At 46.7% G+C, this 25,797-nt stretch carries 28 protein-coding genes; 10 read left to right on the top strand and 18 right to left on the bottom strand.

The features are described from left to right. Positions 1–215 precede the first annotated feature (215 nt). The 5 genes from JKP77_RS15310 to JKP77_RS15290 all read left to right on the top strand — a co-directional run bounded on the left by JKP77_RS15310 (position 216) and on the right by JKP77_RS15290 (position 5,204). Positions 216–860 carry a BON domain-containing protein gene (locus tag JKP77_RS15310; protein WP_218312030.1) on the top strand — a complete coding sequence of 215 codons (645 nt, stop codon included), beginning with the start codon at positions 216–218 and terminating at the stop codon, positions 858–860. A gap of 330 nt (positions 861–1,190) precedes the next feature. After that, a complete protein-coding gene (locus JKP77_RS15305) occupies positions 1,191–1,370 on the top strand; it encodes a hypothetical protein (RefSeq protein WP_218312029.1) in 180 nt (59 codons plus the stop codon). 190 nt (positions 1,371–1,560) lie between these two features. After that, positions 1,561–1,911 carry a hypothetical protein gene (locus JKP77_RS15300; protein ID WP_218312028.1) on the top strand — a complete coding sequence of 117 codons (351 nt, stop codon included), beginning with the start codon at positions 1,561–1,563 and terminating at the stop codon, positions 1,909–1,911. Continuing rightward, positions 1,898–2,788 carry an MlaA family lipoprotein gene (locus tag JKP77_RS15295; RefSeq protein WP_218312027.1) on the top strand — a complete coding sequence of 297 codons (891 nt, stop codon included), beginning with the start codon at positions 1,898–1,900 and terminating at the stop codon, positions 2,786–2,788. Before JKP77_RS15300 ends, JKP77_RS15295 begins: the two co-directional genes overlap by 14 nt. Next, positions 2,748–5,204: an efflux RND transporter permease subunit gene (locus JKP77_RS15290; RefSeq protein ID WP_220100179.1), complete on the top strand. Its 2,457-nt coding sequence runs from the start codon at positions 2,748–2,750 to the stop codon at positions 5,202–5,204. Before JKP77_RS15295 ends, JKP77_RS15290 begins: the two co-directional genes overlap by 41 nt. Positions 5,205–5,958: 754 nt before the next feature. Here JKP77_RS15290 and JKP77_RS15285 read toward each other — a convergent pair. Next, positions 5,959–6,153 carry a hypothetical protein gene (locus tag JKP77_RS15285; RefSeq protein ID WP_218312026.1) on the bottom strand — a complete coding sequence of 65 codons (195 nt, stop codon included), beginning with the start codon at positions 6,151–6,153 and terminating at the stop codon, positions 5,959–5,961. A gap of 29 nt (positions 6,154–6,182) precedes the next feature. Continuing rightward, entirely contained in the window at positions 6,183–6,359 is a 177-nt protein-coding gene (locus JKP77_RS15280; RefSeq protein ID WP_018982048.1) for a DUF1328 domain-containing protein, read from the bottom strand. A gap of 248 nt (positions 6,360–6,607) precedes the next feature. On the opposite strand from JKP77_RS15280, the gene yfbR reads away from it, so the two are divergent. Further along, positions 6,608–7,252: a 5'-deoxynucleotidase gene (gene yfbR / locus JKP77_RS15275; RefSeq protein WP_218312025.1), complete on the top strand. Its 645-nt coding sequence runs from the start codon at positions 6,608–6,610 to the stop codon at positions 7,250–7,252. 380 nt (positions 7,253–7,632) lie between these two features. Here yfbR and JKP77_RS15270 read toward each other — a convergent pair whose 3' ends face one another. The 10 genes from JKP77_RS15270 to JKP77_RS15225 all read right to left on the bottom strand — a co-directional run bounded on the left by JKP77_RS15270 (position 7,633) and on the right by JKP77_RS15225 (position 15,700). Then, the gene (locus JKP77_RS15270) at positions 7,633–8,088 is read right to left on the bottom strand and encodes a DUF2383 domain-containing protein (RefSeq protein ID WP_218312024.1); all 456 of its coding nucleotides are present in this window, start codon (positions 8,086–8,088) and stop codon (positions 7,633–7,635) included. 182 nt (positions 8,089–8,270) lie between these two features. After that, on the bottom strand, positions 8,271–8,834 hold the full coding sequence (locus JKP77_RS15265; RefSeq protein ID WP_218312023.1) for a CC0125/CC1285 family lipoprotein: 564 nt from the start codon (positions 8,832–8,834) through the stop codon (positions 8,271–8,273). Positions 8,835–8,843: 9 nt separating this feature from the next. Further along, positions 8,844–9,104 carry a hypothetical protein gene (locus tag JKP77_RS15260; RefSeq protein ID WP_218312022.1) on the bottom strand — a complete coding sequence of 87 codons (261 nt, stop codon included), beginning with the start codon at positions 9,102–9,104 and terminating at the stop codon, positions 8,844–8,846. After that, on the bottom strand, positions 9,101–9,613 hold the full coding sequence (locus JKP77_RS15255) for a hypothetical protein (RefSeq protein ID WP_218312021.1): 513 nt from the start codon (positions 9,611–9,613) through the stop codon (positions 9,101–9,103). The genes JKP77_RS15260 and JKP77_RS15255 overlap by 4 nt, the downstream gene beginning before the upstream one ends. A 2-nt stretch (positions 9,614–9,615) precedes the next feature. Continuing rightward, the gene (locus JKP77_RS15250) at positions 9,616–9,942 is read right to left on the bottom strand and encodes a DUF883 domain-containing protein (RefSeq protein ID WP_218312020.1); all 327 of its coding nucleotides are present in this window, start codon (positions 9,940–9,942) and stop codon (positions 9,616–9,618) included. Between the two features lie 213 nt (positions 9,943–10,155). Beyond that, on the bottom strand, positions 10,156–12,147 hold the full coding sequence (locus JKP77_RS15245) for a response regulator (protein WP_218312019.1): 1,992 nt from the start codon (positions 12,145–12,147) through the stop codon (positions 10,156–10,158). 15 nt (positions 12,148–12,162) lie between these two features. Beyond that, the gene (locus tag JKP77_RS15240) at positions 12,163–12,615 is read right to left on the bottom strand and encodes a response regulator (RefSeq protein ID WP_218312018.1); all 453 of its coding nucleotides are present in this window, start codon (positions 12,613–12,615) and stop codon (positions 12,163–12,165) included. Then, a complete protein-coding gene (locus tag JKP77_RS15235; RefSeq protein WP_218312017.1) occupies positions 12,608–14,119 on the bottom strand; it encodes a sensor histidine kinase in 1,512 nt (503 codons plus the stop codon). Before JKP77_RS15235 ends, JKP77_RS15240 begins: the two co-directional genes overlap by 8 nt. A 3-nt stretch (positions 14,120–14,122) precedes the next feature. Next, positions 14,123–14,347, bottom strand: a complete 225-nt coding sequence (locus tag JKP77_RS15230) for a hypothetical protein (protein ID WP_218312016.1) — start codon at positions 14,345–14,347, stop codon at positions 14,123–14,125. A gap of 18 nt (positions 14,348–14,365) precedes the next feature. Further along, the gene (locus JKP77_RS15225) at positions 14,366–15,700 is read right to left on the bottom strand and encodes a sigma-54-dependent transcriptional regulator (protein ID WP_218312015.1); all 1,335 of its coding nucleotides are present in this window, start codon (positions 15,698–15,700) and stop codon (positions 14,366–14,368) included. 199 nt (positions 15,701–15,899) lie between these two features. On the opposite strand from JKP77_RS15225, the gene JKP77_RS15220 reads away from it, so the two are divergent. Beyond that, on the top strand, positions 15,900–16,508 hold the full coding sequence (locus tag JKP77_RS15220) for an exopolysaccharide biosynthesis protein (RefSeq protein ID WP_218312014.1): 609 nt from the start codon (positions 15,900–15,902) through the stop codon (positions 16,506–16,508). A gap of 161 nt (positions 16,509–16,669) precedes the next feature. Here JKP77_RS15220 and JKP77_RS15215 read toward each other — a convergent pair whose 3' ends face one another. The 3 genes from JKP77_RS15215 to JKP77_RS15205 form a co-directional block, all read right to left on the bottom strand. Continuing rightward, positions 16,670–18,571 (bottom strand): putative bifunctional diguanylate cyclase/phosphodiesterase, encoded by a 1,902-nt coding sequence (locus tag JKP77_RS15215; protein WP_218312013.1) that lies wholly within the window; start codon positions 18,569–18,571, stop codon positions 16,670–16,672. Positions 18,572–18,890: 319 nt separating this feature from the next. Further along, entirely contained in the window at positions 18,891–19,820 is a 930-nt protein-coding gene (locus JKP77_RS15210; protein WP_218312012.1) for a LysR family transcriptional regulator, read from the bottom strand. Between the two features lie 280 nt (positions 19,821–20,100). After that, positions 20,101–20,448 (bottom strand): rhodanese-like domain-containing protein, encoded by a 348-nt coding sequence (locus tag JKP77_RS15205; RefSeq protein ID WP_218312011.1) that lies wholly within the window; start codon positions 20,446–20,448, stop codon positions 20,101–20,103. A 415-nt stretch (positions 20,449–20,863) separates the two neighbouring features. Between JKP77_RS15205 and JKP77_RS15200 the strand changes: the two genes are divergently transcribed. Continuing rightward, the gene (locus JKP77_RS15200) at positions 20,864–21,178 is read left to right on the top strand and encodes an ArsR/SmtB family transcription factor (protein ID WP_218312010.1); all 315 of its coding nucleotides are present in this window, start codon (positions 20,864–20,866) and stop codon (positions 21,176–21,178) included. 7 nt (positions 21,179–21,185) lie between these two features. On the opposite strand, the gene JKP77_RS15195 is transcribed toward JKP77_RS15200, so the two are convergent. The 3 genes from JKP77_RS15195 to JKP77_RS15185 form a co-directional block, all read right to left on the bottom strand. After that, positions 21,186–22,502 carry a class II fumarate hydratase gene (locus JKP77_RS15195; RefSeq protein ID WP_218312009.1) on the bottom strand — a complete coding sequence of 439 codons (1,317 nt, stop codon included), beginning with the start codon at positions 22,500–22,502 and terminating at the stop codon, positions 21,186–21,188. 2 nt (positions 22,503–22,504) lie between these two features. Then, on the bottom strand, positions 22,505–23,242 hold the full coding sequence (locus tag JKP77_RS15190) for a PRC-barrel domain-containing protein (protein WP_218312008.1): 738 nt from the start codon (positions 23,240–23,242) through the stop codon (positions 22,505–22,507). 720 nt (positions 23,243–23,962) lie between these two features. Beyond that, a complete protein-coding gene (locus JKP77_RS15185; protein WP_218312007.1) occupies positions 23,963–24,319 on the bottom strand; it encodes a MaoP family protein in 357 nt (118 codons plus the stop codon). Between the two features lie 330 nt (positions 24,320–24,649). Here JKP77_RS15185 and JKP77_RS15180 point away from each other — a divergent pair, with 330 nt between their 5' ends. Beyond that, positions 24,650–24,817: a hypothetical protein gene (locus tag JKP77_RS15180; protein WP_218312006.1), complete on the top strand. Its 168-nt coding sequence runs from the start codon at positions 24,650–24,652 to the stop codon at positions 24,815–24,817. A gap of 122 nt (positions 24,818–24,939) precedes the next feature. Further along, the gene (locus JKP77_RS15175) at positions 24,940–25,764 is read left to right on the top strand and encodes a LysR family transcriptional regulator (RefSeq protein ID WP_218312005.1); all 825 of its coding nucleotides are present in this window, start codon (positions 24,940–24,942) and stop codon (positions 25,762–25,764) included. Positions 25,765–25,797: the final 33 nt, after the last annotated feature.

The raw sequence follows: 25,797 nt of genomic DNA, 5'->3' as shown, positions 1-25,797 counted from the left end.
CCCGGGTACGACAACCGTTTATACAATAATCATTCCGGGTAGAGGATACTGTAGTTCAAAAACAGTAAAAAATTCTGATTTGCCAGTAAAGCTTGCAGAGGATGATTGTGTAAAAGGTGTTCAGATTTTCATTAAATTTATGATTTTTATCGTCTTTTTCGTTTTGGCAAGTTATTCGCATCAGCATAATTAGTTTCACAAAAGGAGAAGCTACTATGAAACGTTCAATACTTTCACTACTTATTGCAGGTGCACTTTCAACTTCAGCACTTGCCGGAGACATGAAGTCTGATAATTCGTGGGAAAAAGGCGCGAAAGACGCGTGGATTGACGGGAAAGCTGAGGCTACCTTACTCTTTAATGGCAACCTTGACTCATTTGACATCAATACCGATGTGAAGAATGGTGAGGTGATTCTTACAGGTAGCGTTGATAACTCAGTAGACAAGAAGCTCGCTGAAGAATTGGTAGCAAACATTGATGGAGTATCATCGGTAGATAATCAGTTAACGATTACTGATGAGCGTGATTACAGCGAGGAACTAACCGCAGCTGCAGATGACGCCGAAGATGATATCGACGACATGGCTGAATCTGCTGAAGATGAGACAGAAGAGGGCATGAGTGCGCTGACCGACGCGAAAATTGCGACAGTGGTTAAAACCCGTTTGTTGATGGACTCTGATATTTCAGGTTTTGATATCGACGTTGATGTCGAAGATGGAAACGTTACCCTGACTGGGAATGTGGACTCTGACGCAGAACGTCAGCTCGCAGTGGAAATTGCGAAAAATGCATCGGATGTGAAGGATGTAGAAGATAACCTGACTGTCGTGACCCAGACAGCTATGAAAAACTAAGCATACAGGTCTTGTGTAAAAAAGGCGTCCATGTGACGCCTTTTTTTTGTGTGCGATTCCTGGTTATCGCCAGAAGCGCGTTATTACCCGTTGCCATTTGCGAACAAATTAATGAAGTATTACATGTATGTAATATTTACCCCTGAATGGGTAAACCTGACGATGCGTTTACTCATCGCTTCGGGTAAAAAATCGTGCTGACGCCGCTCCATCTCAGGTACTACCTCACATTGCACATTTCTCTGGAACTGGTCTGCTTCTTGAATAGCTATGAACTTACTTTATATGTTTCGCAAGAACCAGATTTAGACATAGCAAGGAAAATATCCTATGAAGCTCTCAAAACCAAAGTTTCCGCCAAAGCCTGAAAACCGATTTCAGGAGTTCTTATGCAGTCAACCAGTATTTAACTGGTTTGATAAATATGAAAATAATCAAAAAGAAGCGGTAGCGACTATTTCTACGGATCTGGATACAGAAGAAAACTGGCTTGCAAAGAGTGCTGGCTAATCATATCACTGGCAGGGCAGTTTCTACCTGTTATTATGTAGAATTTGCCCGCTCTCTGTTTTCACCGCGTAAACCTCCACTTAGTATTTTAATTTATTATATTAAACAGCTACTTATCTTTTTCATTTCTGTTTTTTCTGGTACGGCATCTGCATAAGCTATTACAGGTAACAATTTTAAGGTGATAGCCATGCAATTCATTAAATCTGCAACTGTTGTCGCGCTGGTTACCATGATCCTGTTTGCAACCAGCCACTCTGACTCATTATTAGGTTTTATCTCTACAGCACAAGCGTCGTCGGTTGATAACACGCGCTCAGATGCGATTGTGAAGATGGAGCGGCTAGTGGAAGAAACTGATTTTAATTTAGCAGACCGAGATCATTTTCTACGCAAACAGCGTATTGAGCATTATCTCGAACAAGCCAGACGCTTTGACACTCACGAATGGTATTACAACCGCGATGATGCGTTGGAGCGAGCAAATAATATTCTGAGCCATCACGAAAGGATGCAAAGCAGTACGTATGCAAGTCTTTAAGCAATATGTGCTTGTAGTCGCGGCAGGGCTGTTAACAGCCTGTGCCAGCGTACCCGACAAGGAAGTAGTGGCTGACACCCGCGTTGAGCAGAGTCAGTCCAATACGAATGACGATGTAACCAGACTCAGTGCCGGTGAATCCGTTACCATTGAAACCAGTCAGGGTGAAGTCAGCGTTGAGCCCACTGTGGTGGCCATTACTGATGCTCAGGCTCAAACAGATGGGGATCAGGTCACAGATACCGTCTATTACCACGATCCGTGGGAAGGCATGAACCGGGCTATATTTTCCTTTAACCATTACCTTTACAGTTACGTGCTTATACCCGCAGCAGATGGTTACCAGTTTGTAGTTCCGGCTGTCGCAAGAGATAAAATCGGGAATGCATTTGACAATATTCGCGAGCCATTGAATCTGCTAAATAATGTTTTTGCGGGAGAAGTCGATGAAGCGGGAGTCAATCTGGGGCGGTTTGTTATCAATTCCACGGTAGGGTTATTTGGACTTTTCGACCCTGCGGAATCGTGGTTTGATTTGAAAGCAGAAAAACAAACCATTGCTGACACGTTATCAAAACATGAAATTCGGGCCGGGCCTTATCTGGTTTTGCCTGTGTTAGGCTCAAGTGATACCCGCGGCGCATTTTCTACCGTTACCGAAGGGTTTATTCATCCAATTAATCAGTTAGTAGATCCGCCGGAGTCCTATCAGTTGCGGATTTTCGACGGATTTGACGACTTCTCTTCACAGTCAGAAACCTACCAGACGTTATACAATAACGCAGAAGATCCATACCTCTATTTTAGAAATCAATACATACAGGGACAGCGTCGTGATGAAGTCTTCGAAAACGACAACAACGAACAGGATAACTAGCGGGATTGCTAACGGGATCGTTGCTGCACGCTGGGCGATAATTGCACTTTTCATTGCCGTTATTGCGATTGCGGGCTATTACATCACACAGTTCAGAATCGATGCCTCAGCAGACACCTTATTAGTGAAGGACAACAAACTGTATATTCGCACGCAGGTGGCGAATGAGGTTTTTTCCCCGGATGAATTCATCTTGCTGGCTTATCAGCCCAAAGATCATACTCTCTTCAGTAATACCACATTCAATGACATTAATGCGTTGTCAGAAGACATTCGTAAACTTGAGCGCGTAAAAGCGGTAACCTCCATACTCACAGTGCCACTTGTGGATGATGCATCGGCGCTCACCGGTGGCACGGACGTCAGTTCGTTGACCTGGCAGCAGCAAAAGTATTCACCTGAAACTATGAAATCATTGGTGTCAGGGCACCCGATATTTACCGATTTGCTGATAAACCGGGAAGAAACCGCAACCGCAATACAAATTGTTTTTCAGGAAAATGCTGAGCTCAGAGAAATAGAAAAAGAAATTACCGACATTCAGTCCGGACTTCTGGATGGCGAACTTACCGATGAGCAGCAGGCGAGAATAGAGACTCTGAAGGCCAAAGCTGATCCGATTCGACAAGCGCTGACATCACAGCGTAAAAAAGAAATTCAGCAAATTGAAGAGATAACCGACCAAGTGAGTGAGCGCGCTGATACCTACTTGGGTGGCTCTTACGTCGTTGGCCAGCATCTCATCGACATCATAAAGTCAGACCTGAAAATATTTGGTACTGCAATTGGTGTGGTCATTGCGCTGTTGCTGGCGCTGCTGTACCGATCATGGAAGTGGGTCTTTTTTCCGTTGTTGGCATGTAGCGTAAGCGTCATCATCACGATGGGCTTGTTTGGTATGCTGGATATGCGTACCACGGTTATCTCAGCTAACTTCATTGCACTACAGTTAATTCTGACGCTGGCGGTCATGATCCACCTGATTGGCAGTTATCGTGATATTGCCAGAAAAGAATCTCAATACTCACAGAAGGAAAGGGTAACAGAAACCCTCATCGACAAATTGTCGCCTTGCTTTTACGCAACGCTGACAACCTCTGTTGGATTTGGCTCGCTAATATTCAGTGGCCTGCAACCTGTTGTGGATTTCGGCTGGATGATGCTGGTTTCGATGCTGGTTACGATGTCGGTGAGTTTGCTGTTATTTCCCGCCTTACTGTGTCTGGTGCCAAAATCCGAAGAGACCCACGAATACGGTTTTTTGCAATCGCTTCTGGAGCGCGTCCGCAGGTTAACACTGGGCGCGCCAAAGCGAGTTGGTGCGTTATGTCTGTTAGTCTTTCTGGCGTGTGCTGCGGGTATTGTGCGACTGGATGTCGAAAATTCGTTTATTGACTATTTTGACACCGATACCCAGGTTCATCAGGAACTGGCTTTTATTGATCAGCAGTTTGGCGGATCTACACCACTGGATATTATTTTGTCGATTCCAGATAACGTTCAGAATGACGAGCTTATTCTTACCGCGGACATGGTAAATCAACTTCAGCTGGTCCAAAAAGCGGTTGAAGCCTTTGAGGCAACTGGCAGTGTGACATCCCTTGTTAACTTCACAGAACTTGCCAGAGACCTGAACAACGACAAACCCCTGACAGAATACGAATTAACCTCGATATACCATTTGCTGGACAAACAGGTAGTGAACCAGTTGGTTGGCGCGTATTTCTCTGGCGAGAACGAGCAGCTTAGAATTTCTGTCCGCATACAGGATACAACCGAAGGATTGGATCGTGAGACATTCGTGTCACAACTTAAGCAGGATTTGAATACAGTGGGCTTGAGTGAGCAAGAGTACTCGTTGACCAATCTGTTTATTTTGTACCAGGATATTCTTAGCCGTTTATTCGATTCCCAGGTAAAAACTCTTGGCATTGTCTATGTTGTGCTGGGTCTGGTGTTGCTTGCTATATTCCGCTCAGTCAAAGTGGCGTTAATTGCACTGGTTCCGAATGTGCTAACCACTCTGGGGATCCTCGGGATTATTGGTTGGCTGGGAATTCCGCTGGACATAATGACTATCACTATTGCTGCGATTGCGATGGGTATAGCAGTGGATGACACAATTCACTTTCTGCATGCCTGGCTGGCAGGTGCTGACAGAAATCCTGAAACCTCTGAAGCGCAATCTGCCTCAAAACATGCCTTCGGTCATACCGGTCTGGCAATACTCTTCACGACGACCATTATTGCAATTGGTTTCTCATTATTTGGTTTTTCAGACTTCCTGCCCAGCGTATATTTTGGATTACTAACGGCAACGGCCATGTTGATGGCATTAATCACCGACACCACATTGCTTCCGGCACTGCTGACGCTGTTTGTAACCAAGCGGCGTTCCCAGGATAATTCCGCCTGATAAAACCCACGTAGCCGCTATCCAGAAAAGTGTACCGCCTGCTACCCGGCAGGCTTCATCCTCACCTAACCAACATAAGTAGTGCGCTATAAAGCGGCTGCAGTGCTTGTTTGGAGCACTTCGCACGCTGCCTTGTAAAGGGGTTTTACGGGAAGCATCAATACACAGTAAGCCGTGCTTATTACGTTAAACAGAGCTGGTGAGGTTGTATTAAGGCCATGTCAGCATTTCATACTGAATCGGGTTTTGTTTATTACTGGCCGTTTTTGTTTACGTGACTTACACAGCTGGGAATTGTGTTGCAACGACATGCTTTATCCGGACAATTTTTTCAAGACCTCAAGACCTCAAGATCTCAAGACCTCAAGACCTCAAGACCTCAAGACCTCAAGACCTCAAGACTTCAAGACTTCAATACTTCAATACTTCAATACTTCAATACTTCAATACTTCAATACTTCAATACTTCAATACTTCAGGGTTGTCATACTTTTGGATTTCCAGATCCACGGCTTTTTTGTTTTGTCGACTATTGGAGGGGGGAGTGACAGGTACGAAAATACGCTTTACCACATGAACTGATAACGGGATTACTAGGATAACTGGGAGAGCTGTGTAGCGTAGATAGGGGAGGAGACGGTGCGTACTGTAGCCTGCCAGTCTAACCTCTCCTGTATTTACAGCATCAGCCGTGTGACCCAGACATAAAAAAGCCAGGCATCAAGCCTGGCTTTCCGGGAACACACATCAGTGATTAGCAGTCGTCGTCTTCTGCGTCTACACCTTCTTTCACATCTTCACAGGCGTCTTCAACAGCATTGCCGGCGTCTGTTACAACTTCATCCAGCTCTTCGCCAGCGTCCTCTGCTTCACCATCGCCGCATGCAGCAAGTGAAAGTGCAAAGCCTGCAACCAATAGTGTTTTCAAAAATGCTTTGTATGTCATCATATCCTTCTCCTTTATTCCTTTATGTTCCGTTATACCTTCGGTGATTTTCCGCGTAATGCATTAGCAATTAACGAAATCACCAGAAGTGCTACAAATACGAAAAACAGGAATTGAGCAATGCCTGTCGCTGCACCGGCAATTCCACCGAAACCAAAAACAGCTGCAATAATGGCAATGATAAAAAATGTAATAGCCCAACCTAACATAAGATATTCCTCTTATCGCTTCCTTAAATGTCACAATAAATAATGCGCAATTCATGCCAAATTTTAAGTCACTGATATTTATGGAGTATTGTTGCAGCTTGCGAAGCTGTGTCATAATTTCTCATCACTATTACAATGTTCTATGCACTTTTTACAGGCTAGGTATTTTCTGGAAAATCTGGATTAAACATGAGAATCCACAGGATTTTGTTAGAATGCAGCTTTGAAACAGACAGAGATAGATAACTATGGCTAAAACGCACTCAGCATTTATCGGGTTAATGCAGCGCGCCAGAAACGTAAAGCGCTGGCCGTTAATGGCGCAGTTTCAGGAGGAGATGTTATCTACCCATGTTTACGAAGCTTCAGTGGTAGCGCATATGCTTGGTGCCATCGCGGCTGATATTTATGAAGAGGATGTTCAGCCAGACCGGGTTGCAGCAATGGCAATTTTTCATGAAGGCAGCGAAATTGCCGGAATGAGTGATATTCCCAGCCCGGTTAAGTATCACGATCCGGAAACCACATCTGCAATAAAGAAACTGGAGCGCCGATTCGAAGCGATGCTCATTCAGACCGTGCCAGAGCCACTACAGGCAAGGTACCGACCGCTTATTGAGCAAGACAAAGAAGATATACACGTAAAGCTGGCGAAAGCGGCTGATGTGCTATGTGCGTACCTCAAGTGTGATTATGAACTGTCAAAGTCCAATTCGGAATTCGCCAATGCGATGCAGGAAATGGAAGTGCAGCTTTCCCGTTATCGGGAAATGTTGCCCTGCGTAGATTACTTCTGCAAAGTCTTTCTGGAAGATGCGAAGGGGACGCTGGATGAGCAAACCCGCGATCTCGACTGGGTAGAGCGGGCCAATACAATGCACCTTGATAACTGAACTAGCTGATTACCTGGGTACAATAACAGGTACATCTCATAGAGCGAACCGTTGTTGCGCCATCAAGGCAGTTAGTCAAGCAAGGCGGTTAGCTAAACACCTTTTCATCGTCAGTCTTGGTTGAGGTGCACCGGCAGCACATCGAAAGGCCGCACCAGATAGCTGCGTAGCTTGCCTGAGCGACCATAAACAAGTAATAACTACATCATAAAAAGGCGGCAACAGCCCTGTTTGTATTTGCAAAAACGCCCACGATGTATGCTGTTTCTATCGGTATGTGACATGCTTGCAACAACTGAAGTCATTGTGAGCGTTTTAGACCCTTCTGGGAGTAGTAACGTAGATGACAGGCTATCGCATAGTATTGCGGGCAGGGCGTGTCATGCTAAGCGTGGATCGGATGCGTTATACAGCGATAGCATCTCATCGTGACACTGTTGGGTTCGTGTGCGGACTAGCCGTAGCGATGACGCATTTTCAGATGATAGATTTTCATTAAGCGCATCATCTATGGTGTGTAAAATTGTCTCTTCAACTTCAATAAGCTGTTTTACGTAGGTGCAATCCTTATCATCCGAGATTGCGCCCAGCAGTTTGGTATAAATGCGTTGAAAGTCTATACAATTGCTGCTGGCACTTTCCGCCTCGTCTGCATCCAGCTCAGACAACGGTATTAAGGTTTTAACTGCACGCTGCTTTTCCTCCCACATTCTTCTGAACATGGCCTGACAGTTTGGCGCTGACACCTTTTCAATTGCTGTCGCGTAAAAATGGATACCGCTTTTCAGCTTTTTAACTATGTCCGTGATTTTGCCCACGGGAGACAGAGAATACATTGTGCCCCCTTGAATACTAAGGTCGTGTTCGTAAATCGCCGGAAGAATACATCTGACTTACATCAGAGAACCGGTTCGGAATTTCCACTTCAGGTGGAGTGAATGTAGCAAGCATCACCGCATTCGAGTTTGTGTCATACCGCTATTTTGACCCCGACACTCAGGGCATATATCACCTTAAATTAGCTTTTACCTTGAGGGCGTTCGCTCAGAACCTGGGAAACCGAAAGTGCATTTTTGCCTATCGCCTGCTGACTGTTAGCCATGCGAATTACAACAGAATAGAACACGTCTTTACTCGGAACTTCTTCAACTTCAACGTCTCCATCGGTGCCGTGGAAAGGCTGTGCGACTTCCTGACAGCCCGACATCGTGCATTGCTGTTCCGGTGGAAAAACGCCACCCTTGTTGCTGTCCTTCTTGACCACTTTCTTGCTAACCGACGTTTTTCTTTCAATATCGGTTTTAACGACAGCCAGCCAGTTATAGCCGTGCTCCTGAGCCAGTTCTGCTCCGCGTAATACAGTGTATTGTTGCACCAGATCAGCAGGTGTTGCTTCTGATGCTTTGAACATGACCCGGTACTCATTTTCAGAAAGTTGAGTGCTGGAAAATCCATAGCCTTCTGTGCTTTTTGCTGACTGATAAGGTGTCGGTGCAAGTGTTGATGTGGTCGAGCATGCGCTCAAAACTGCCAGGACAGAGGCAACAACGCTTGCATGGAGGGTACGAGATAACAACGACATATTGACTTCCTAGCCTAAAACATTGAATGCAAGGGTTCTTGCAAAAGTAACGAGTGCCTGACGCCGTCGGGATGGCGGATTATCAGACGTTGCTCCCTTGTACGCACCGAAGCCGAAAAAGGTCAACAACGACGACGGTTTCGCTACCAGAAGTCTGGCATTAGTTTTAGCGCGCTCAGTTGCATACTCTGTGCGTCTCTGGGCTACATGGTATTGCTTTCGGGCAAGGCTTACGGTTTGCTTCTCTTTTTCTAAAAACGGGTTTTTCATGATGAACTCCTGCTACGATCTGAACCATCGGGGATCTGTCCACGCAGTGCATGGAATGCGGGCATCAATGTGATGTGCTTGTATGCATCTTTAGCAATGGCGAAGGCTATTGCCGAAAAAACACCGTTAACGACTAACAACGCGGCGCACGTGATAAGGTAATGTATTCCCAAATGATGCATAACCAGCGCACCGGCAATATTAACGATGAGCCAGCAGAAACACCCGAACATGGCTGCAGCACCTGCAGCAAACCCTGTCACGATAGCGGATTTCTTCACCAACTGACTTTCTGCAGCAACCACATCCGCCAGATCCAGCCATTCTGCATGTTTCTGGGCGTAGGCATCCTTAAAGGCCTGTATGGTTTCATCCAGTGTGGTGTCATCCTGAAGTGTTTTTTCCTGCATACACGCATCTGCCCGACCAGAGTGGCTGGTCGGGCAGTACAGATTTTCGGTTTCAGGCGAATAGCTAGCCTGTTGAAAATCGGGTGTATACGTTTGCATGATTACTTCTTACGCATGATTGATGTAAGAAACATACCGGCTGCGAATGCAATGCCTGCAGCTGCCAGCGGGTTTTCTACTGCATACTTGCGTACTGAAGAGGCTTGCCATTTCTGTTTTGCCAGACGCTGACGTGCGGCCATGTTTTCCTTAGAGGTGGCGGCAGTATCACGTAGATTTTCTTCAGCTACACCTGCAGAACCAGCCAGTTTATCTACAGACGCATGTAATGTTTCCTGAAATTTATCGGTTACGGGATGCGTTGACTCACCGATACCATTCGACTTCACTTTCGTTGTACCTGGTACATTTTGCGATTGCGTCGCCATGATTTATCTCCTTGGTTTTGTGAATGCACTAGATATCTTGCAAGCGATGTACCATGGAGTAAGTGGTTGAGTTGTATGTTTTTTTCTAAAGGTGTTATGAATTGAAGGCTTCCGGTCTCGTAATTATTGCAGTCACCGGATGTAATAATTTCGTAAACTAGCGGGGACGTAAGTGTGGTGGACGTGTCGAATAACCGGGGAAATTAAACAGCGTCAAAGGCTGTCGAACAGGGAAATTAGATCTTCTCTGGATACGGGTTTAAGTAATGAGCCTTCAATGCCAAGCTCTTTCATGCGTTCAGGCTCAGGTTCGTTGCCACTGACGACAAACATTTTCGCGTCCACCTGTAACTGATGAATCTCGTTTGCTAAGTCGTAGCCGTGATAATCCGGCAACGATAAATCCATAAGAATAACATCAAACACAATCTCTTTGAGTGTCTGAAGCGCTTGCTTACCGGAGTTTGCGATATAAACGTCATGGCCCTGATGCGCAATGAAGAGCTGAATCAGTTCAGCAGCATCATGGTCATCTTCAATAACCAGTACTTTTTTACTCTTACCCTCAGGCAACTGATGACTTTGTGCGCGCTCTTTTTCTTGCTCATTGGATGGCGCCGGCCCCTCGGTACGGATCAAATAACGGTCGAGAACCTTGGTTAATTCGAATCGGTCGATGGGTTTACCAATAACGCCATCGAAGCCCTCATCCAACAAGGATTGTTTCAGGCCTTTGCGACTGGCAGCGGTGACGGCTACAACAGCAACGTTGCAGTTATGTCGACGAATGGCTTTAAGGGCATCTATTCCGTTCATCACAGGCATGTGGATATCCATCAATACCAGATGGAAGGGGCGCTGATCCTGCTCAGCCATGAGCACGGATTCAAGTGCTTTCACGCCATTTTCCGCATACGCCACACTGGCGTGACACTGACCAACCAAATGCCCGGTTAACCGTCGCAACTCACGTAAGTCATCAACAATCAGAACGCGCCCTGAAACGTGCAGGTTTAACGCATTGCTTTCACGAACCTGAGATTTTTCCAGATCCAGTATATCCCTGTTCTGGTTTGAAATGTCGCCGGGGTTGATTGTAAAGCTGAATACGCTGCCTTTACCAAAGTTACTGTCGACAGAGATTTCTCCGCCCATTTTATGGACCAGTTCACGGGATATCGCCAGACCAAGCCCTGCGCCACCATGGTTAGCGCGCATCACATCTTCTATCTGCTCAAAGGGCTGAAAAATACTGCTGAGTTTGTCTTTCGGCATGCCGATACCGGTATCTTCCACACGGAAAAGAAGCTTTTCAGGTTGACTGGCTGATAGTGGCTTGACTGTCTCAACAGCAACCGAAATCGTGCCATTGTCAGTAAACTTGATGGCGTTGTTAATTAGATTAATTAACACCTGTCTTAATCGGGTAGGGTCTGTTTCGATGTACTCGGGCAGCTTGGTTTCTGCAGATACAGAAAGTGACAAGCCTTTATCTTTTGCGGCCAGGCCCATAAGAGAATGAAGATCAGTAAGAAAGCCTGAAAGGTTCACTTCTTTTGGCGCAATCTCCAGCTTGTTTGCCATGATGCGTGACATATCCAGCATATCATTGAGCAAACTCAGCAAGTGCTTGCCATTGGAATGGATAATAGAGAGCTCCTGCTCGATATCTCCATTTCGCTTTTCATCCAAAAGCAACTCGGTATAGCCGAGAATTGACGTAAGTGGTGTACGCAATTCATGCCCGAGATGGGCAAGGAACTTGTCTTTGGCTTTGTTCTTTTGCTCGACCTTGTGACGCTCGATTCGCTCGTTTTCGATTTCCCGACGCACCATGGCATATCGTATGGTACGCATGAACCGTGGCGTTTCAATTTCGCTTTTAGTCAGGTAGTCAGCGGCACCTGCCCGCATCACCATTTCGTCAACTTTGGTATCAGACTGGCCGGTCAGAATGACCACCGGAATCGTTATCTGATTTGATTTGAGCACATCCAGTACATCAATGGCGTTTTCTGCGCCGAGGATGTAGTCGAGCAGGCACAAATCGAAGCTTTGACGTTTTAATACGCTCAATGCATCCGCGCTGTTTGTAACCCAGGATACTTTGAAGCGAGGCTCTTCACAGCGGGAAAGGTAGTCCGCAGTAAGAAAATAGTCGTCCTCGTCATCTTCAACCAACAGAACCCGAATAACGTCTGTCAAAGCTTTACTCCGTCATCAATCGTGTGGCAATTCTACGAATTCAATCCAGTAACGACCTAATGCACGCATAAGTTCTACCAGGCCTTCAAAGTTGACTGGCTTGGTAATATAAGAAGCACAGCCTAAGTCATAGCCACGTAACATGTCTTCTTCTTCTTTCGATGTAGTCAGAATAACTACCGGAATTGAGCGAAGTTTGGGATCAGCTTTAATTTCTTGTAGTGCTTCGCGGCCGTCCTTTCTTGGCATATTCAGATCCAACAGGATCAGGCTGGGGCGGGGGGAATCCTTTGGATCCGCATATTTACCTTCGCGGCGTAAGTATTCCAGCAGCTCTACGCCATCTTCAACACAAAATAAGTTATTAAGTACGCGGCTTTCTTTCAGCGCGTCGATGGTCAACAAACGATCGTCTTCGTCGTCGTCAGCCATAAGAATATTTATGGGTAGTGATTGTTTATCAGTCATTGCTAACTACTCCCTCTGATGTAGTCGATGCGAACGGTTCCCCGTTAACCGGGATTATTATTGTAAAGCGTGCGCCTTTCCCTGGCTGGCTAAGCGCAGATATCTGGCCATTATGCCTTTCAACTATTCGGCGGCAGACGGCAAGGCCTATGCCAGTGCCTTTATATTCACTTCTGCCATGAAGGCGTTGGAAAGGCGCAAATATCTTTTCTGAGAATGACTGGTCGAACCCTATGCCATTGTCCTGAATAGTAATTTTTGTCCAGTCATATTGCTCTTCGTGAAGCACATTTACCAGTTCTTCACCGGTAGGCGTCGAACAGCTTACTGTAATTTCCGGAGCAATGTCAGGGTTTTTGAATTTCAATGCGTTGGACAGCAGGTTAAGCATAAGCTGCTCAATCTGAGACTTATCGCCCAATATATTGGGCATATCGTCGACGCTGACTTTTGCACCAGATTCGTCGATAGCGATTTCAAGATCGCTGAGAATTTCACTAAATACACTGTTTAGGTTCACGTCTACGAAGTCTTTGCCGCGGGTGGAAACCCGTGAGAATGACAGCAAGTCACTGATTAGCAGTGACATTCGCTCAGCGGCGTTAAGCATGCGCTTGAGGAAATCCTGTCCCCGCTCATCAATTACATCAGCGTAGCCCGACTCCAAACGGTTACCGAAAGCCCGGATTTTGCGCAAGGGCTCCTGAAGGTCATGGGATGCTACGAAAGCAAAGTCTTCAAGTTCACGGTTGCTGCGCGCCAGTTCATCAGAATAGACACGTAGTTCCTGTGTGCGCTCCTCGATTTTATCTTCCAGATCAGAGTTAATATCTTCGAGCGTACGCTGATGACGAAGACTTTCCCGCACATTCATCTTCAACAAAATAAAGATAGCAATAATCAACAACACCGTTGTCAGTGAGGAAACAATCAGAGTATTGACAGAGTTCTTTCTCAATTTCATCAGCGATGCCAGGTGCTTCGCCTGCATCTCGCGCTCAGAATCGTCAATCTGCTCAAAGAGTGTCTCAATTCTGTCGTAGAGTATCAGGCCCCGGTTGCTGTTCAGTAGTGAGCTGGCATCAAGCATTTCGCCGGCCCGGGCGAGTTCTACAACTTCAATCATGCCGTTAATTTTAGCGCGCGTTAAGTCAAGCAAGGTTTCAATACGATTAACTTGCTCGGGCAAGTCCGACGCCAGCCCTGTTATTTCGACCTGATCAATCAGGCCGTTAATCTGATTCAGCGTATCGTTGTAATCGTCGAGATAGTCTTCATCTTCGGTTAAAAGAAAACCGCGCTGGCCAGACTCTGCGCGCAAAATCGCCACATGCAAATTATTTACGCTGCCGATAACACGGTTGGTAGTAAACAGTCTTGCTTCCAGAGCGGCTAGTTCATCGAGGGTACTTACGACGTAAAACGAGTTGCCTGTGATAACAATGATCACAATCGACACTATTGCTACCCAGCTATATAGTGACGACAACATTTTTTGAACCATTGCTTAGTCCGTTTGTGAATCACCCAGTTCAGACATCATGGTAGTGAGTGATTCACTGCATGCTTTCGTACTGGCGATAATTTTATCCAGGGCGTCCATAGCTCTCTCTGCGGGAACATCTCCGTTCAGCGCCATTTTGACGAGCTCGGCCTGCATTGAAATGCGGTTTAGCGGCTTGCGTGCATCATGCACGTGAGTTGCCAGTGTCGCAAATTCTGATTCAGTCATGGTTACACCTACTTATTGTTATTCTTCTTTACTCAGATCACCGTAAGCATGGAGTCTGTTGTAAAGTGTTTTAGTACTGATCCCCAGCATTTCTGCAGCAAGCGTCTTATTGCCATTCACTTTTTCAAGTGTCGCGTAAATCAGCTCTTTTTCGACATCCTCAATGGTTCTGCCGGCCTGAAGCGCGGGTGTGGTGCTTTGCTTTTTAGCAAATGGAGACTCGATGGTTTTTGGTAACTCAATGTCGCTGCCTTCCGGGTCACTCATGATCGCGGCACGATGTACGAAGTGACGTAGCTCACGTACGTTACCAGGCCAGTCATAGGCTTTAAGGGTATCCAGCTGGGTATCTTCCCAGATAAAGTTGGTGCCGTTTTCTTTATTCAACTCATCAATAAAGTAGGTGGCAAGCAGAGGAATATCTTCCTTGCGCTCGCGCAATGGCGGAATGGTGATAGGGAAGACCGCCAACCGGAAATAGATGTCTTCGCGTAAAACTTTACTTTCTGCGATTTCTTCCATACTGCGGTTAGTAGCAGATACAACACGACAATTTACCGGAATGGCTTTGGTGCCGCCGACACGAATAACCACCTTGTTTTCTAGAACCCGAAGCAGGTTAGGTTGCATATCGATAGGCATTTCGGTGATCTCATCTAAAAACAGTGTACCGTTTTCAGACTGTTCAAAAACCCCCGCTTTGCGGCCTACTGCCCCAGTAAATGCGCCTTTTTCATGGCCGAATAATTCACTGCCAATTAACTCTTTGGAAAATGCACCGCAGTTAGTTGCAATGTAAGGACCTTCTGCATCAGAGGCTGCGTGGATCGCTGCTGCGACCACCTCTTTACCGACCCCGCTTTCGCCCAGTAACATCACGTTAGCGCTGGTGCGACTGACTCGCTCGAGAAGTTTGTAGAGCTCTTTCATTGGCGTTGATTCGCCGATAAGATGGCCGAAATGGCGCGTGACTTTTGGGCCAGGCTCTTGTTTCTTCTGATTTTTCTTACCAGTTAATACCGCTTCTATTTCTTCACGTTGAATGGGTTTAACAAGGTAATCAATGTTTGGGCCACAAAGACCTTTGATAATGCCTTTTACTGAAGGATGTCCGGTGATCAACGTCACCCGTGGACGCTTGGGAAGTACGTCCAGTTCGTCAAAAAGATGAGCTCCGCTTCCGTCCGGGAGCATAAAATCCAACAGAACGTGGTCAAAAGTTTCTTTGGTTAGCCAGTCGCGTGCCTCGGCGAGGTTGGCTGCTGTCAAAACCTCATGGCCCAGGAATTCAATGATGGTACAAGCGACATCAGTAAACTCAGGATCGTCATCGACCAATAGGACAGTAAGCACTAAAAAGTTCCTTTTTGTTGTGAGTACCCGATGTATGACTTACCGGATTACTCGTTAAGTGGATCATTTTCACCGAAATATGCAGAATCTATGCCGGTGGGGCAAGTCTTGCAAGCTTTGGGAACAGCAGAAAGTAAACTCAGCCGAATATGGCACAGTATTCGCAACACCCATTCCGAATTTGATAAGGATATGAGTCATGTACAGCCAGACTTTAGCACGTTCAATGACGCTATACGAGTTGTTAGGCCGCATGCAGTCTACGCATACAGAAAACAAAGTGGCGTTTGGAGAACTCATTGAGATAATGGAAAAACGTGGTTTCGGACCGATGCTTGCGGTCCCGGCTTTCATCGCTGCAACGCCGATAGGTGCCATACCAGGAATACCTACAGTTACCGGTGTGACTATTTTTCTCATCTCTTTGCAAATTTTACTGGCTAAAAAACATCCTTGGCTACCTGGCGCAATTCGCGATATCGGCATCGATCGCGAATCGTTAAACAATGGAATAGGCTCGATTAAACCGGCGGCGATGCACGTTGACCGATTTCTGATCCCACGGTGGCTTTTCATGCGTCAGTACGTGTTTCGTGCAATGATTGCGCTGACCTGCGCAATGTGCGGAATGATGATGGTGCCTCTTGAACTCATTCCTTTTCTCGGTCTGATACCAGCATTTTCTGTGTTGATTATGGCAGTCGGGATGACGACGGATGATGGCGTGGTCGCGTTATTTGGCCTTAGCCTCGCGGTGGTTGGCTTTTATATGGGAGGTGCGCAGATATTTCAGACGTTACAGGGATAGCTGCCTAACGAAAACGCAATGTCGTGAGAAGAAATGCGCCAGTGGACTTATCCTTCGTCCGACCGTAGATCTACTTGTCGGAAGTGCATCATTCTCGAACCGCCCAATTACTTTTACTGCCGTTAGCGACCCCCACGTACGCCCGCGCCAAAGCAACGGGATTAATTATTCGCGACATAGTCGTAGCGAAAAGCCTGTGGCTGTGGCAGCAATTGGCTGATTGCATCAGCCTCTACCGCAGGACTGAAAAAGTAACCCTGACCAATATGGCAGTCGAGTTTTTGAAGTAAATCCGCCTGCCTTCTGTCTTCTACTCCTTCGGCAATCACCTCAAGATCGAGGTTTCTGCACAGCGATACCAGCCCCTCTACGACTTTTTGCCCTTTAATATCGTCCACAATGTGGGTAATGAATGCGCGATCCAGTTTTACGGTGTTTACATTTAAATCGCGCAGATAAGCAAATGAGCTCATGCCGGTACCGAAATCGTCAATAGAGACTTTCACGCCCAGTTCAAGTAATGCATCGACAGTGCGCTTACTCGCCGATTTATCTATCATGGCTGCACTTTCTGTTAGTTCAAACTCCAACAGCGATGGAGATACAGCAGATTTTTCCAGTTGTGAGTTAACGAAAGGGACAAATGCGGTATCCAGAAGGTTATAAGCAGACAGGTTCACCGAAACCGGGAGCTGATGTCCCATATCACACCATTTCTGAACTTGAGTAATAGCAGACTCAACCATATAGCGGGTGAACACATGTATAATACCGCTTTGTTCTACCAAATCGATAAACAGGGCAGGTCCCAGTAAGCCCTCTTCTGGATGTTGCCAGCGCACGATGGCTTCTACCCCAATCAGCGTGCCTGTTTCCATGACTACCTTTGGCTGATAATGCAGGACAAACTGATTTTGTTGTAACGCGGAGCGCAACTGGCTGCGCAACATGACTTTGATGGTGCTGTTAAATGCAAGCTTGTCATCGTATACCTGTACACCCAGGCGGCGCGCTTTGGCGCGATGCATGGCGGTATCAGCGTTTCGAAGTAAGGTTTCAAAAAGATGTCCATGTATGGGGTAGCAAGCTGCCCCGATACTGCATCCAAGTTCAAATGACGCGTTATCTACCTGAAGAGGCACGCGACATTCGTACAACATGGCAAACGCGGCATTCGTTACCTCTTCTTTCTGCAACGATGGCATCCACACAACAAATTCATCACTTCGGTAATGGTAAACGTCACTGTCCGGACCGGCCAGTTTAAGCAGGCGCTGCGCAAAAGCGTGAAGCAACTTATCGCCTACGTCCTGTCCAAAAGCGTCGTTCACATCTTTAAATCGATCAATATCCAGAAAAAGCAAAGCGCCACATCTGACGTTTTCAGGAGAGCTGCTGATTAGCGCGTTACGGTTTGGCAGGTGAGTGAGACTGTCACGCATTGCGAGCTCTTCCAGCGCATGGCTGGCAGACTGAAAGCGTCTGGCGATTCGCGCCGACATTATCATCGAAAGCCATACCGCTATACCAAAAGTCAGCAGCGCAGTAACCACGATCCGCAGTAAGATATGAGTCGGCAAATTTACCCCGGACAGATCCCGCCAGATTAACGTTAATGCGCCCTGATTGCCAATGTGGCTGCGGGTAACGTAAAAACGCGAGTCATCCAGAGTAACAAAGCGATCGGCCTCGGCCATTGCCAGCTGGTTTATTTTCTCGTGACGAATAAAAAGAGGAGAGGGGCCCTTAATGATGTGGCGGTTAGCTGTATGTAGCGCCACAAGATGCTTACCCGCTGTGTTGATAAATTCGGGTAAAGGACGCTGCCCTAGCGTATCGAAATAATCAGGATGCCTCTGTTGCTGTCTTTCAATGGCATTGGCGATAGCTTCCGCCTGCTGCGAATAAGCCTGACTTTCGACTTTTTCGCCCATTCCAATAGCCACCCCATAACCTACATAGCAGAAAGTAAGAATAACCAGCAGTGAGAGGCTGATTGAAGCGAGTAACAACCGCTTTCGTAATTGTGTGCTGGAGAGAGCTTTATTATTACGCCAGGGCATAGCTGCCCCGTTCAGATAAATCACCAAAACGCTCAGCCGCTGATTGACTAAAGCGTAATCGGCAACGTTTTGACTCTGTCAGAAGAATGCGTTCCATGGATTGCCTGTTCCTTATTGTTATTATTTCAGGCGAAGCATGTCTCTTGTTATACCGCGTATAACACGAACCTGCAACGTTGCGGTGTGCTACAGGCTTACCTGTGTCTGAGCCGGTGGCGATACAGACTAAACACGGTATGACGTTATTTAAAAATCGGGCAATGCATGCAAAACAGATTCAGCAACGGGACTGTGGAAGTCGTGTCGACCCGTAGCCAACTTATAATCGCTGCTGATCATTGTTTTCCAGTACTGACTCTGAGCAGGGCAACTGCATAGACTGATATCGCAGTTCGCCAATAAATGAACGTGCGGCCGGGCCCAACTGATCGCCATCTTCGAAGCTGAGATACAATAATGCTTTACGCAGCCCTCCATGCTCAAGCGGGAGTGGCATAAGTTGATGTGCGTCGATGTGCGGTTTGATGATCGCAAGGGGAAGCCAGGCAAAGCCCAGCCCCTGACATATAATGTCAATAGATGTCCTGACATGGCTGACCGTCCAGCGCTGTTCTGCTCCTAGCCAACCTGATTCCGCTTTACGTTCAGACGATGAATCTCTGACCACAATCTGACGATGCGATTTAAGATCTTCCGTCGTTATCGGGCGATTCAGCTGATGAAGAGGATGACCTGGATGAGCAACTGCCAGAAACTCTATTTCGCAAAGATCTTCACTGAATCCATTCGTGTACGCAAAAGGAGAGATCGCAATATCTACATTTCCGGCTTTGAGTAACGAGTTTGCACCGCTTAACACCGTCTCTTCAATTTCTATGCGTAACATGGGATATTCTTCAGACACTTTATTCAGTACGTTGTACAAGAAGGCGGAAGGAAAAATAATATCAACAGCAATGCGCAGCTGCGTTTCGGTTCCCTGTTGCAAACTGCTGGCAACGGCCTCCAGCTTTGCCGCTTCATTGAGTAAAAATTCTGCGCGTCGAAGCATGAGTTCGCCAGCGGGTGTTAGCCTGACTTTTCTGCCATCGCTTTCAAATAGCGTGACCCCAATGGCAGATTCCAGCTTCTGAACAGCATGGTGAACACTTGACTGACTTTTGTGAACCTTTGCTGCAGCCTGGTTGAAGCCCCCGGCGTTTACAACGGCTTTGAACATGCGCCATTGTTCCAGCGTTGCTTTAAGCATAGTTAATAGCAGTTATTGTCGAATGATTTCACCATTATAGCGCGCGCTCTGTTTTAAGAAATAGAACGACGTTAAAACTGTTAATCGATGGGGTGAAACGAAATAGACGGTTTTCGAAACGTGTCGCATTGTCACGCGACACGCCCGATAAGGATTAATCAGACGCAATGACGTTACGCTGCTTCTGATGTCGTGCCGGGGGGGGCGATAGAGGCAGTCGCCAATTTTGGATTGGTTCGCAACTTGTTTGGAACCGCGCGAGAATGAACTCTACTACGCGCTACGACAATGCAGCCTGAATTTTTGGAACGTCGCAGGTCAGAACAGTGACATTTTCGTAACCCATTAGTGATAACTGCTCTGCAGCTAACTGCGCACGAACACCAGAGGCGCAGTGAACATAGATGGGACGACTGGCGTCTTTCTCTTTCTCCAGCATTTGCATTTCTAATACGCCGCGAGGGATATTTACGGTGCCCGGAGTCGGCGAGTTCTCAACTTCCGCAGGCTCTCTCACATCAATCATTAACCCATTGTTTTTTTTGCTTTCCTGAGCAGCTTCTTCTGCTGAAATTTTACGAATAGGGACACTAATCGCATTTAGTCGGTCCTGTATTGATTTAAGCATAGTTGGATTCCTTGAATTTTATTGTATAAGTTATATCTAATATATTGGTTATTTACTATAATGCAAGGGAGCACTGGGAAGAGCGTGTGAACGCTTTTAACGTAAACCTGAACAGCTTTGATAGTCGACGCCTCAGTAAACCTTTGGTCAATTACTGCAAACTACGAGCGTCGGCATGCTGCGGTTTACTTTTTCCCTGTTCGCATTGTGGAAGGAGCTTGTGGTTAGGAAATAGCTGCTGGCGCTATTGAACAGTGAACGGCAACCTGGCGTTTTGTTCGACATACAAGGTCGTCTCAGGTATTGCGATTTTCCGTAAATGCTTATTAAAAATTAGGTTTTGCGACCAAACACCTTGCGAAATGCAAATCATTTAGATTGAATAGAGGCCCTGTTGGTAAAGTGTAAATTACGAATGGCAACGTCCGAAGCAATTAATCCCGAAGAAATGCTGGCACATGCATCAGATGCTGAGCGTTATTTGAAACAAATGGCAAATAAAACCCGCCTGATGGTTATGTGTTCACTGCTTGACGGAGAGCTCTCTGTTTCTGAATTGCTAACCAATATTCCGGTTACACAACCCGTGCTTTCTCAACACCTGGCACTGTTGCGTGAATCTGACATGGTGGCAACCCGGCGTGAAGGGCAAGTCATCTTCTATCGACTTGCCGATGAACGTATACGCCGTACAATCGAATTGCTGTACGAATTCTTTTGCGCCGGCTAAGCCGGCACTACACCAGCTTTGCCGGATCTAACAGCGCTGCTAATTCCTCTTCTGTCAGGTCGGTTTCCTCTTTTGCTACGTCCAGAACCGAGCGTTTCTCCTCGTACGCTTTCTTAGCAATTTGTGCGCCTTTTTCGTAACCAATTTTGGCGTTCAGCGCCGTAACCAGTATGGGGTTTTTAGCCAGCGCCTGTGCCGCGGCTTCGCCGTTAAACTGCATATCCGCAATGGCTTTGTCGGCAAGGTGCTCACAGCTGTTAGCTAATAACCCGATGGCGGTTAGCAGATTAGCACCAATTAGCGGAAGCATGACATTCAGCTGAAAATTACCTGACTGCCCGGCGACCGTAATAGCGGTGTGTAAACCCATGACCTGAGCACTGGCCATAGCGGTTGCCTCAGGAATAACCGGGTTCACTTTTCCGGGCATGATACTGCTACCTGCCTGCAGTTTAGTCAGACTGATTTCGCCGAGCCCTGAAAGTGGTCCACTATTCATCCAGCGCAGGTCATTGCTGATTTTCATTATCGACGCTGCCAGAACGTTGAGCTGTCCGGCATATTCCAGCGCCGTATCCTGAGCAGACAACGCACTAAAGTGGTTATCTGTCACGTAAAAAGTCAGTCCTAACTGTTGGGTAAGCGCTGATGCCACCCGCGCACCGAATTCAGGGTGTGTATTCACCCCGGTACCTACAGCGGTACCGCCAATGGCTAGCTGACTCAAACGGGAATGAGTATCCTGAAACCGCTCGATGGCTTGCAGTAATTGTGATCTCCAGCCAGACATTTCCTGACTGAATTTGACAGGCATGGCATCCATCAGATGAGTACGTCCGGTTTTGATTAACCCTTCTGCATCCGACATCTTCTTCTTGATAGTATCCGCCAGCGCCTTTAATGCCGGCAGCAGGCAGCTGTGAGATGCCATCATCGTGCTGACATGAATGGTGGTGGGGATAACGTCGTTAGAGCTTTGCCCCATATTCACATGATCGTTGGGATGAATTTCCAGCCCGCTTGCGCGGCTGGCAAGCGATGCGATCACCTCATTGGCGTTCATATTAGTACTGGTACCGGAGCCAGTCTGATATATATCTACCGGAAATGCGTCATCGTGTTCGCCATTTGCAACCTCAGTAGCGGCTTGCCAGATTGCTTCGGCGCGCTTGTCGTCCAGTAAACCGAGTTCTTTGTTCACAGAGGCGCAGGCCGCTTTCACAAAGCCCAAAGCATGGATGAACCCCGGCGGCATAGGCTGGCCGCCAATAGCAAAGTTCTCTATCGCCAGCGCTGTCTGTTTTTGATATAGCACGTCAGACATCGTTATTGCGCCTTTTGCAGTAGAGACTGCACGTAGCTGTCGTCGCCCAACTTATCCAGATCAATCTCTGGCTTCTCCATCAACTCATCATGGGAGAGCTTCACGTTTACCTTGTGACTGGACCAGTCAATCTTCTCTATGTCTCCGGGTAAAACAACCAGTTTTTTGCCGCCAGGCAACCAGTTGTTGGTATCGATAATGAGCATTCTCATAGCCCAGCTTTTTGCGTCAAAAATGAAGTCCGTAATGTGGCCCACATTATCTTCGGTTGTCGCCACTTCATAGCCATTTACTTCGCCACATGCGCGTAGATGATTTTCCGGACTAGCGGCCTGTTCTTCCTGCATGGCTTTTGCCATATCAGCATCAGCCAGCTCAGTCGGGTGAGCGAAGTCTCCCCACGCGCCAGGACCAATCCAGTAATAGCCGTAACCAAAATATTTAAATAAGGTTTCTTCGTACTGGCGCGAGACCGGTTTGTGCTCATCGATGGACGGACTGTCTTTGAGTGTCTGTGACGTCATCGATATATGCACATTTTCGTTTTCTACATCGACTTTTGTGACAGAAATTGGGGAAATAACGACCTTGCGGCTTAGCGGTAACCAAGTGTTGGTATCGGCAACCAGATAGCGCACTACATAGTCCTGGTCGTCAAAAAGAATGTCTTTGCATCCACCGATGTCATCGTCCGTGGCATGGAGTGAAAAATGCTTTAACTGCTTATAGGAAATCATCATATCCGGTTCCTCCTGATTCAACTTCCAAATTGTGCCTGAGGCAATACTAAGTGTAGTCCGCACTGAAAAAGGTGCGAATATGTAAGCATGTGCAGCGCAAAAAGTGTTTGGGGGTGAGCGTGAATTCCGTGCACTCCAGACACCTTGTTACGACGCCATGGGCGTGCCCCTCCAGTCGTCATCCTGCTGGCGGGTGAGAAACTAAGGCTCGGCCCGTCGTTTTTATGCCATCCACTCACCTGAATCCCAGTCCGTGATTGTAAACTGGTCACCACACCACTGTTTGCCCGTCACATCTTACAGCTTTCGCACACTCATGTTCTGATAACGCAAATGAAAGCTTGTACATCTTTCACCTGAATTAAAGGAATATCAGTGTGATAGCACATGTTATTGGTAACGCGATCCGGCATGGAAAGATCACCAAAACTACAACGCATGAAGTGTTAAAGCGGAATTGCGAAGAGTAATGGCGAAGGAAGACCGCGAGTCAGAGAAAAACGGTTTGCAGTCAGAAGCGTTGCGCGGTGACCGGCCTGCATGATCTATAAGGGAGAACGCATTGTCGACATTATAAAAACACAGGAGAACGTCGGCCGAGAATGCGCGGACAATATGAGGTGCTGCTGAAGCACGGTGATCACCGTGCTTACCGGCTGAAAATAAAACAGCACGCATCCCGGTGAGAACTTCACCGGGCTGCAATAACAGATAATGGCGTCAGGCTACGTCAAATTCGTCATCTGAATAGTCATCGTCATAATCTGCCTGGTTGCTGGCTGAGCTATGCAGCGTGTAAAAGTGCTTTTTACCACGCGCCAGTCGTGCGTATTTTTGCCAGGTACGTTCCAGTGCGTTTTCCGCTGGCACGTTACCTTGCACGAAATCGACAAAATGTTGCTCGTCGGCAGATTCAGGCGCGAGTTCTCCTGACTCCAGAGCCAACAACGTTTTACCGTATTTGGTTAGCAAGTCGGCTTCACTAATACTGAAGTCACCGGACTTACGGAAACCGTACGGAAACTTAGCGCGGTCAATAAAAACCTTTTGTGGTACACGAATGCTTGGTGCTTGCATGGGTCATCTCAACAGTGGTTGTGTTTTCAGGCTGACTTTTAAGCCAATTTGAACCAAAGTTAAAACAAAAGATTTTTTTCCTGAGAATAAAAAATATTGGTTGTTTTCTCATGGTGCAAAACCAAGTCTAATGCCTTGATATGTTTCAATAATATGACAGGGATAAACCGTTTTTTGCTTAGAGATGTCACAATGAAGGGCAACGTCAGTTTTCATGCCAATTGACAGAAGTTAAAACAAAAATTTCTTATCGATACGATGATAAAAAATCGTTTTCTATTTTCGTCTGTCAATCAATAATAGCCTTGTGTTAACAACAACGAGATCGTAATGAGTAAAGACTATCGTTACCAGCGTGAAGAATGGGACTCGGTAGAGGATGGTGATTTTGACGATAAAAAGTCAAAAGGTCGCCGTCATCATGATGTAAAAAGTAAGCAAAAGCGCGACCTGCAGCGTCGTGAAAAGCAACGCCGGCTTCATCAAGAAAGCTACTGATACCTCACGCTTTCATAAAAGACAGTGCATCACGCAGTGATGCACTGATTTAGCTATTGTATTTACATTGCCGGAAATCTGTGACAGCTTAGCAGCTACTACGATTCGGTTATGTAAAAAGCATGGACATACGCTTTCTTACCACTTTCATAGAAGTTGTAAATACTCGTCATTTCGGCAAAGCCGCCGAAAATCTTTACCTTACGCAGTCGGCTGTGAGTGCTCGCATTAAGCTGCTTGAGGAATACTTTCACACCACCTTGTTTATTCGTCAGCGAAACAGTATTCAGCTCACTCAGGCTGGAGAAAAGCTATTGCCTTATGCCAGGCAATTATGCGATACGCTGAATGAGGCAAAGCAGGAACTGCAGGTCCAATCTGCAGAATACGTCGTTTGTGGAGCTACCCAGCTTGCCAGTGAACTGACATTGCCAGATGCACTTACACACTTACACAATGCCTTTCCCGACTGGTCTGTAAAAGCCGAAGTGCTAACGCTGGATAATCTATCCAGGCAACTGCATGAACGGGTGATTGACGTCGCGTTCTCTACTGAGGTACTAAAATCCGAAGAAGTGGTGAGCCATGTCATGGAGCGAAAGGCGCTCACTTTATGCCAGTTCGCGGGGAACGGGAAAGGGGATGCGAATGGCTTCGTCACTATAGACTGGGGGGCCAAAGTCAGAGATAAAGTGTTAACACAGTTCCCTGATTTTCGTGATGCAAAGTTACGAACCAATTCGTTGTCACTGGCGCTGACTACCCTTAAAAATGAGGGAGGCATTGCGGTGCTGCCACAGGAAACTGCACAAAGGCTGGTTGCGGCTTCATCGGCAACGTTTTTTGAGTCACTCGACGACTGTTTTGTGAATGTTTACATGCACTCCATGAAGTCGGTCAGGCGCGTCGGTTTATCGGAAGTGATTGATAGCCTGGCACCTGCCTGATCAACAGATACAATTAACAATCATTACCTATCA

This window comes from Alteromonas antoniana (genome assembly GCF_019249295.1).
Taxonomy (GTDB): Bacteria; Pseudomonadota; Gammaproteobacteria; order Enterobacterales; family Alteromonadaceae; genus Alteromonas; species Alteromonas antoniana.
The sequence above is the reverse complement of the archived record's forward strand: the minus strand, read 5'-3'. Positions and strand labels throughout refer to the sequence as shown.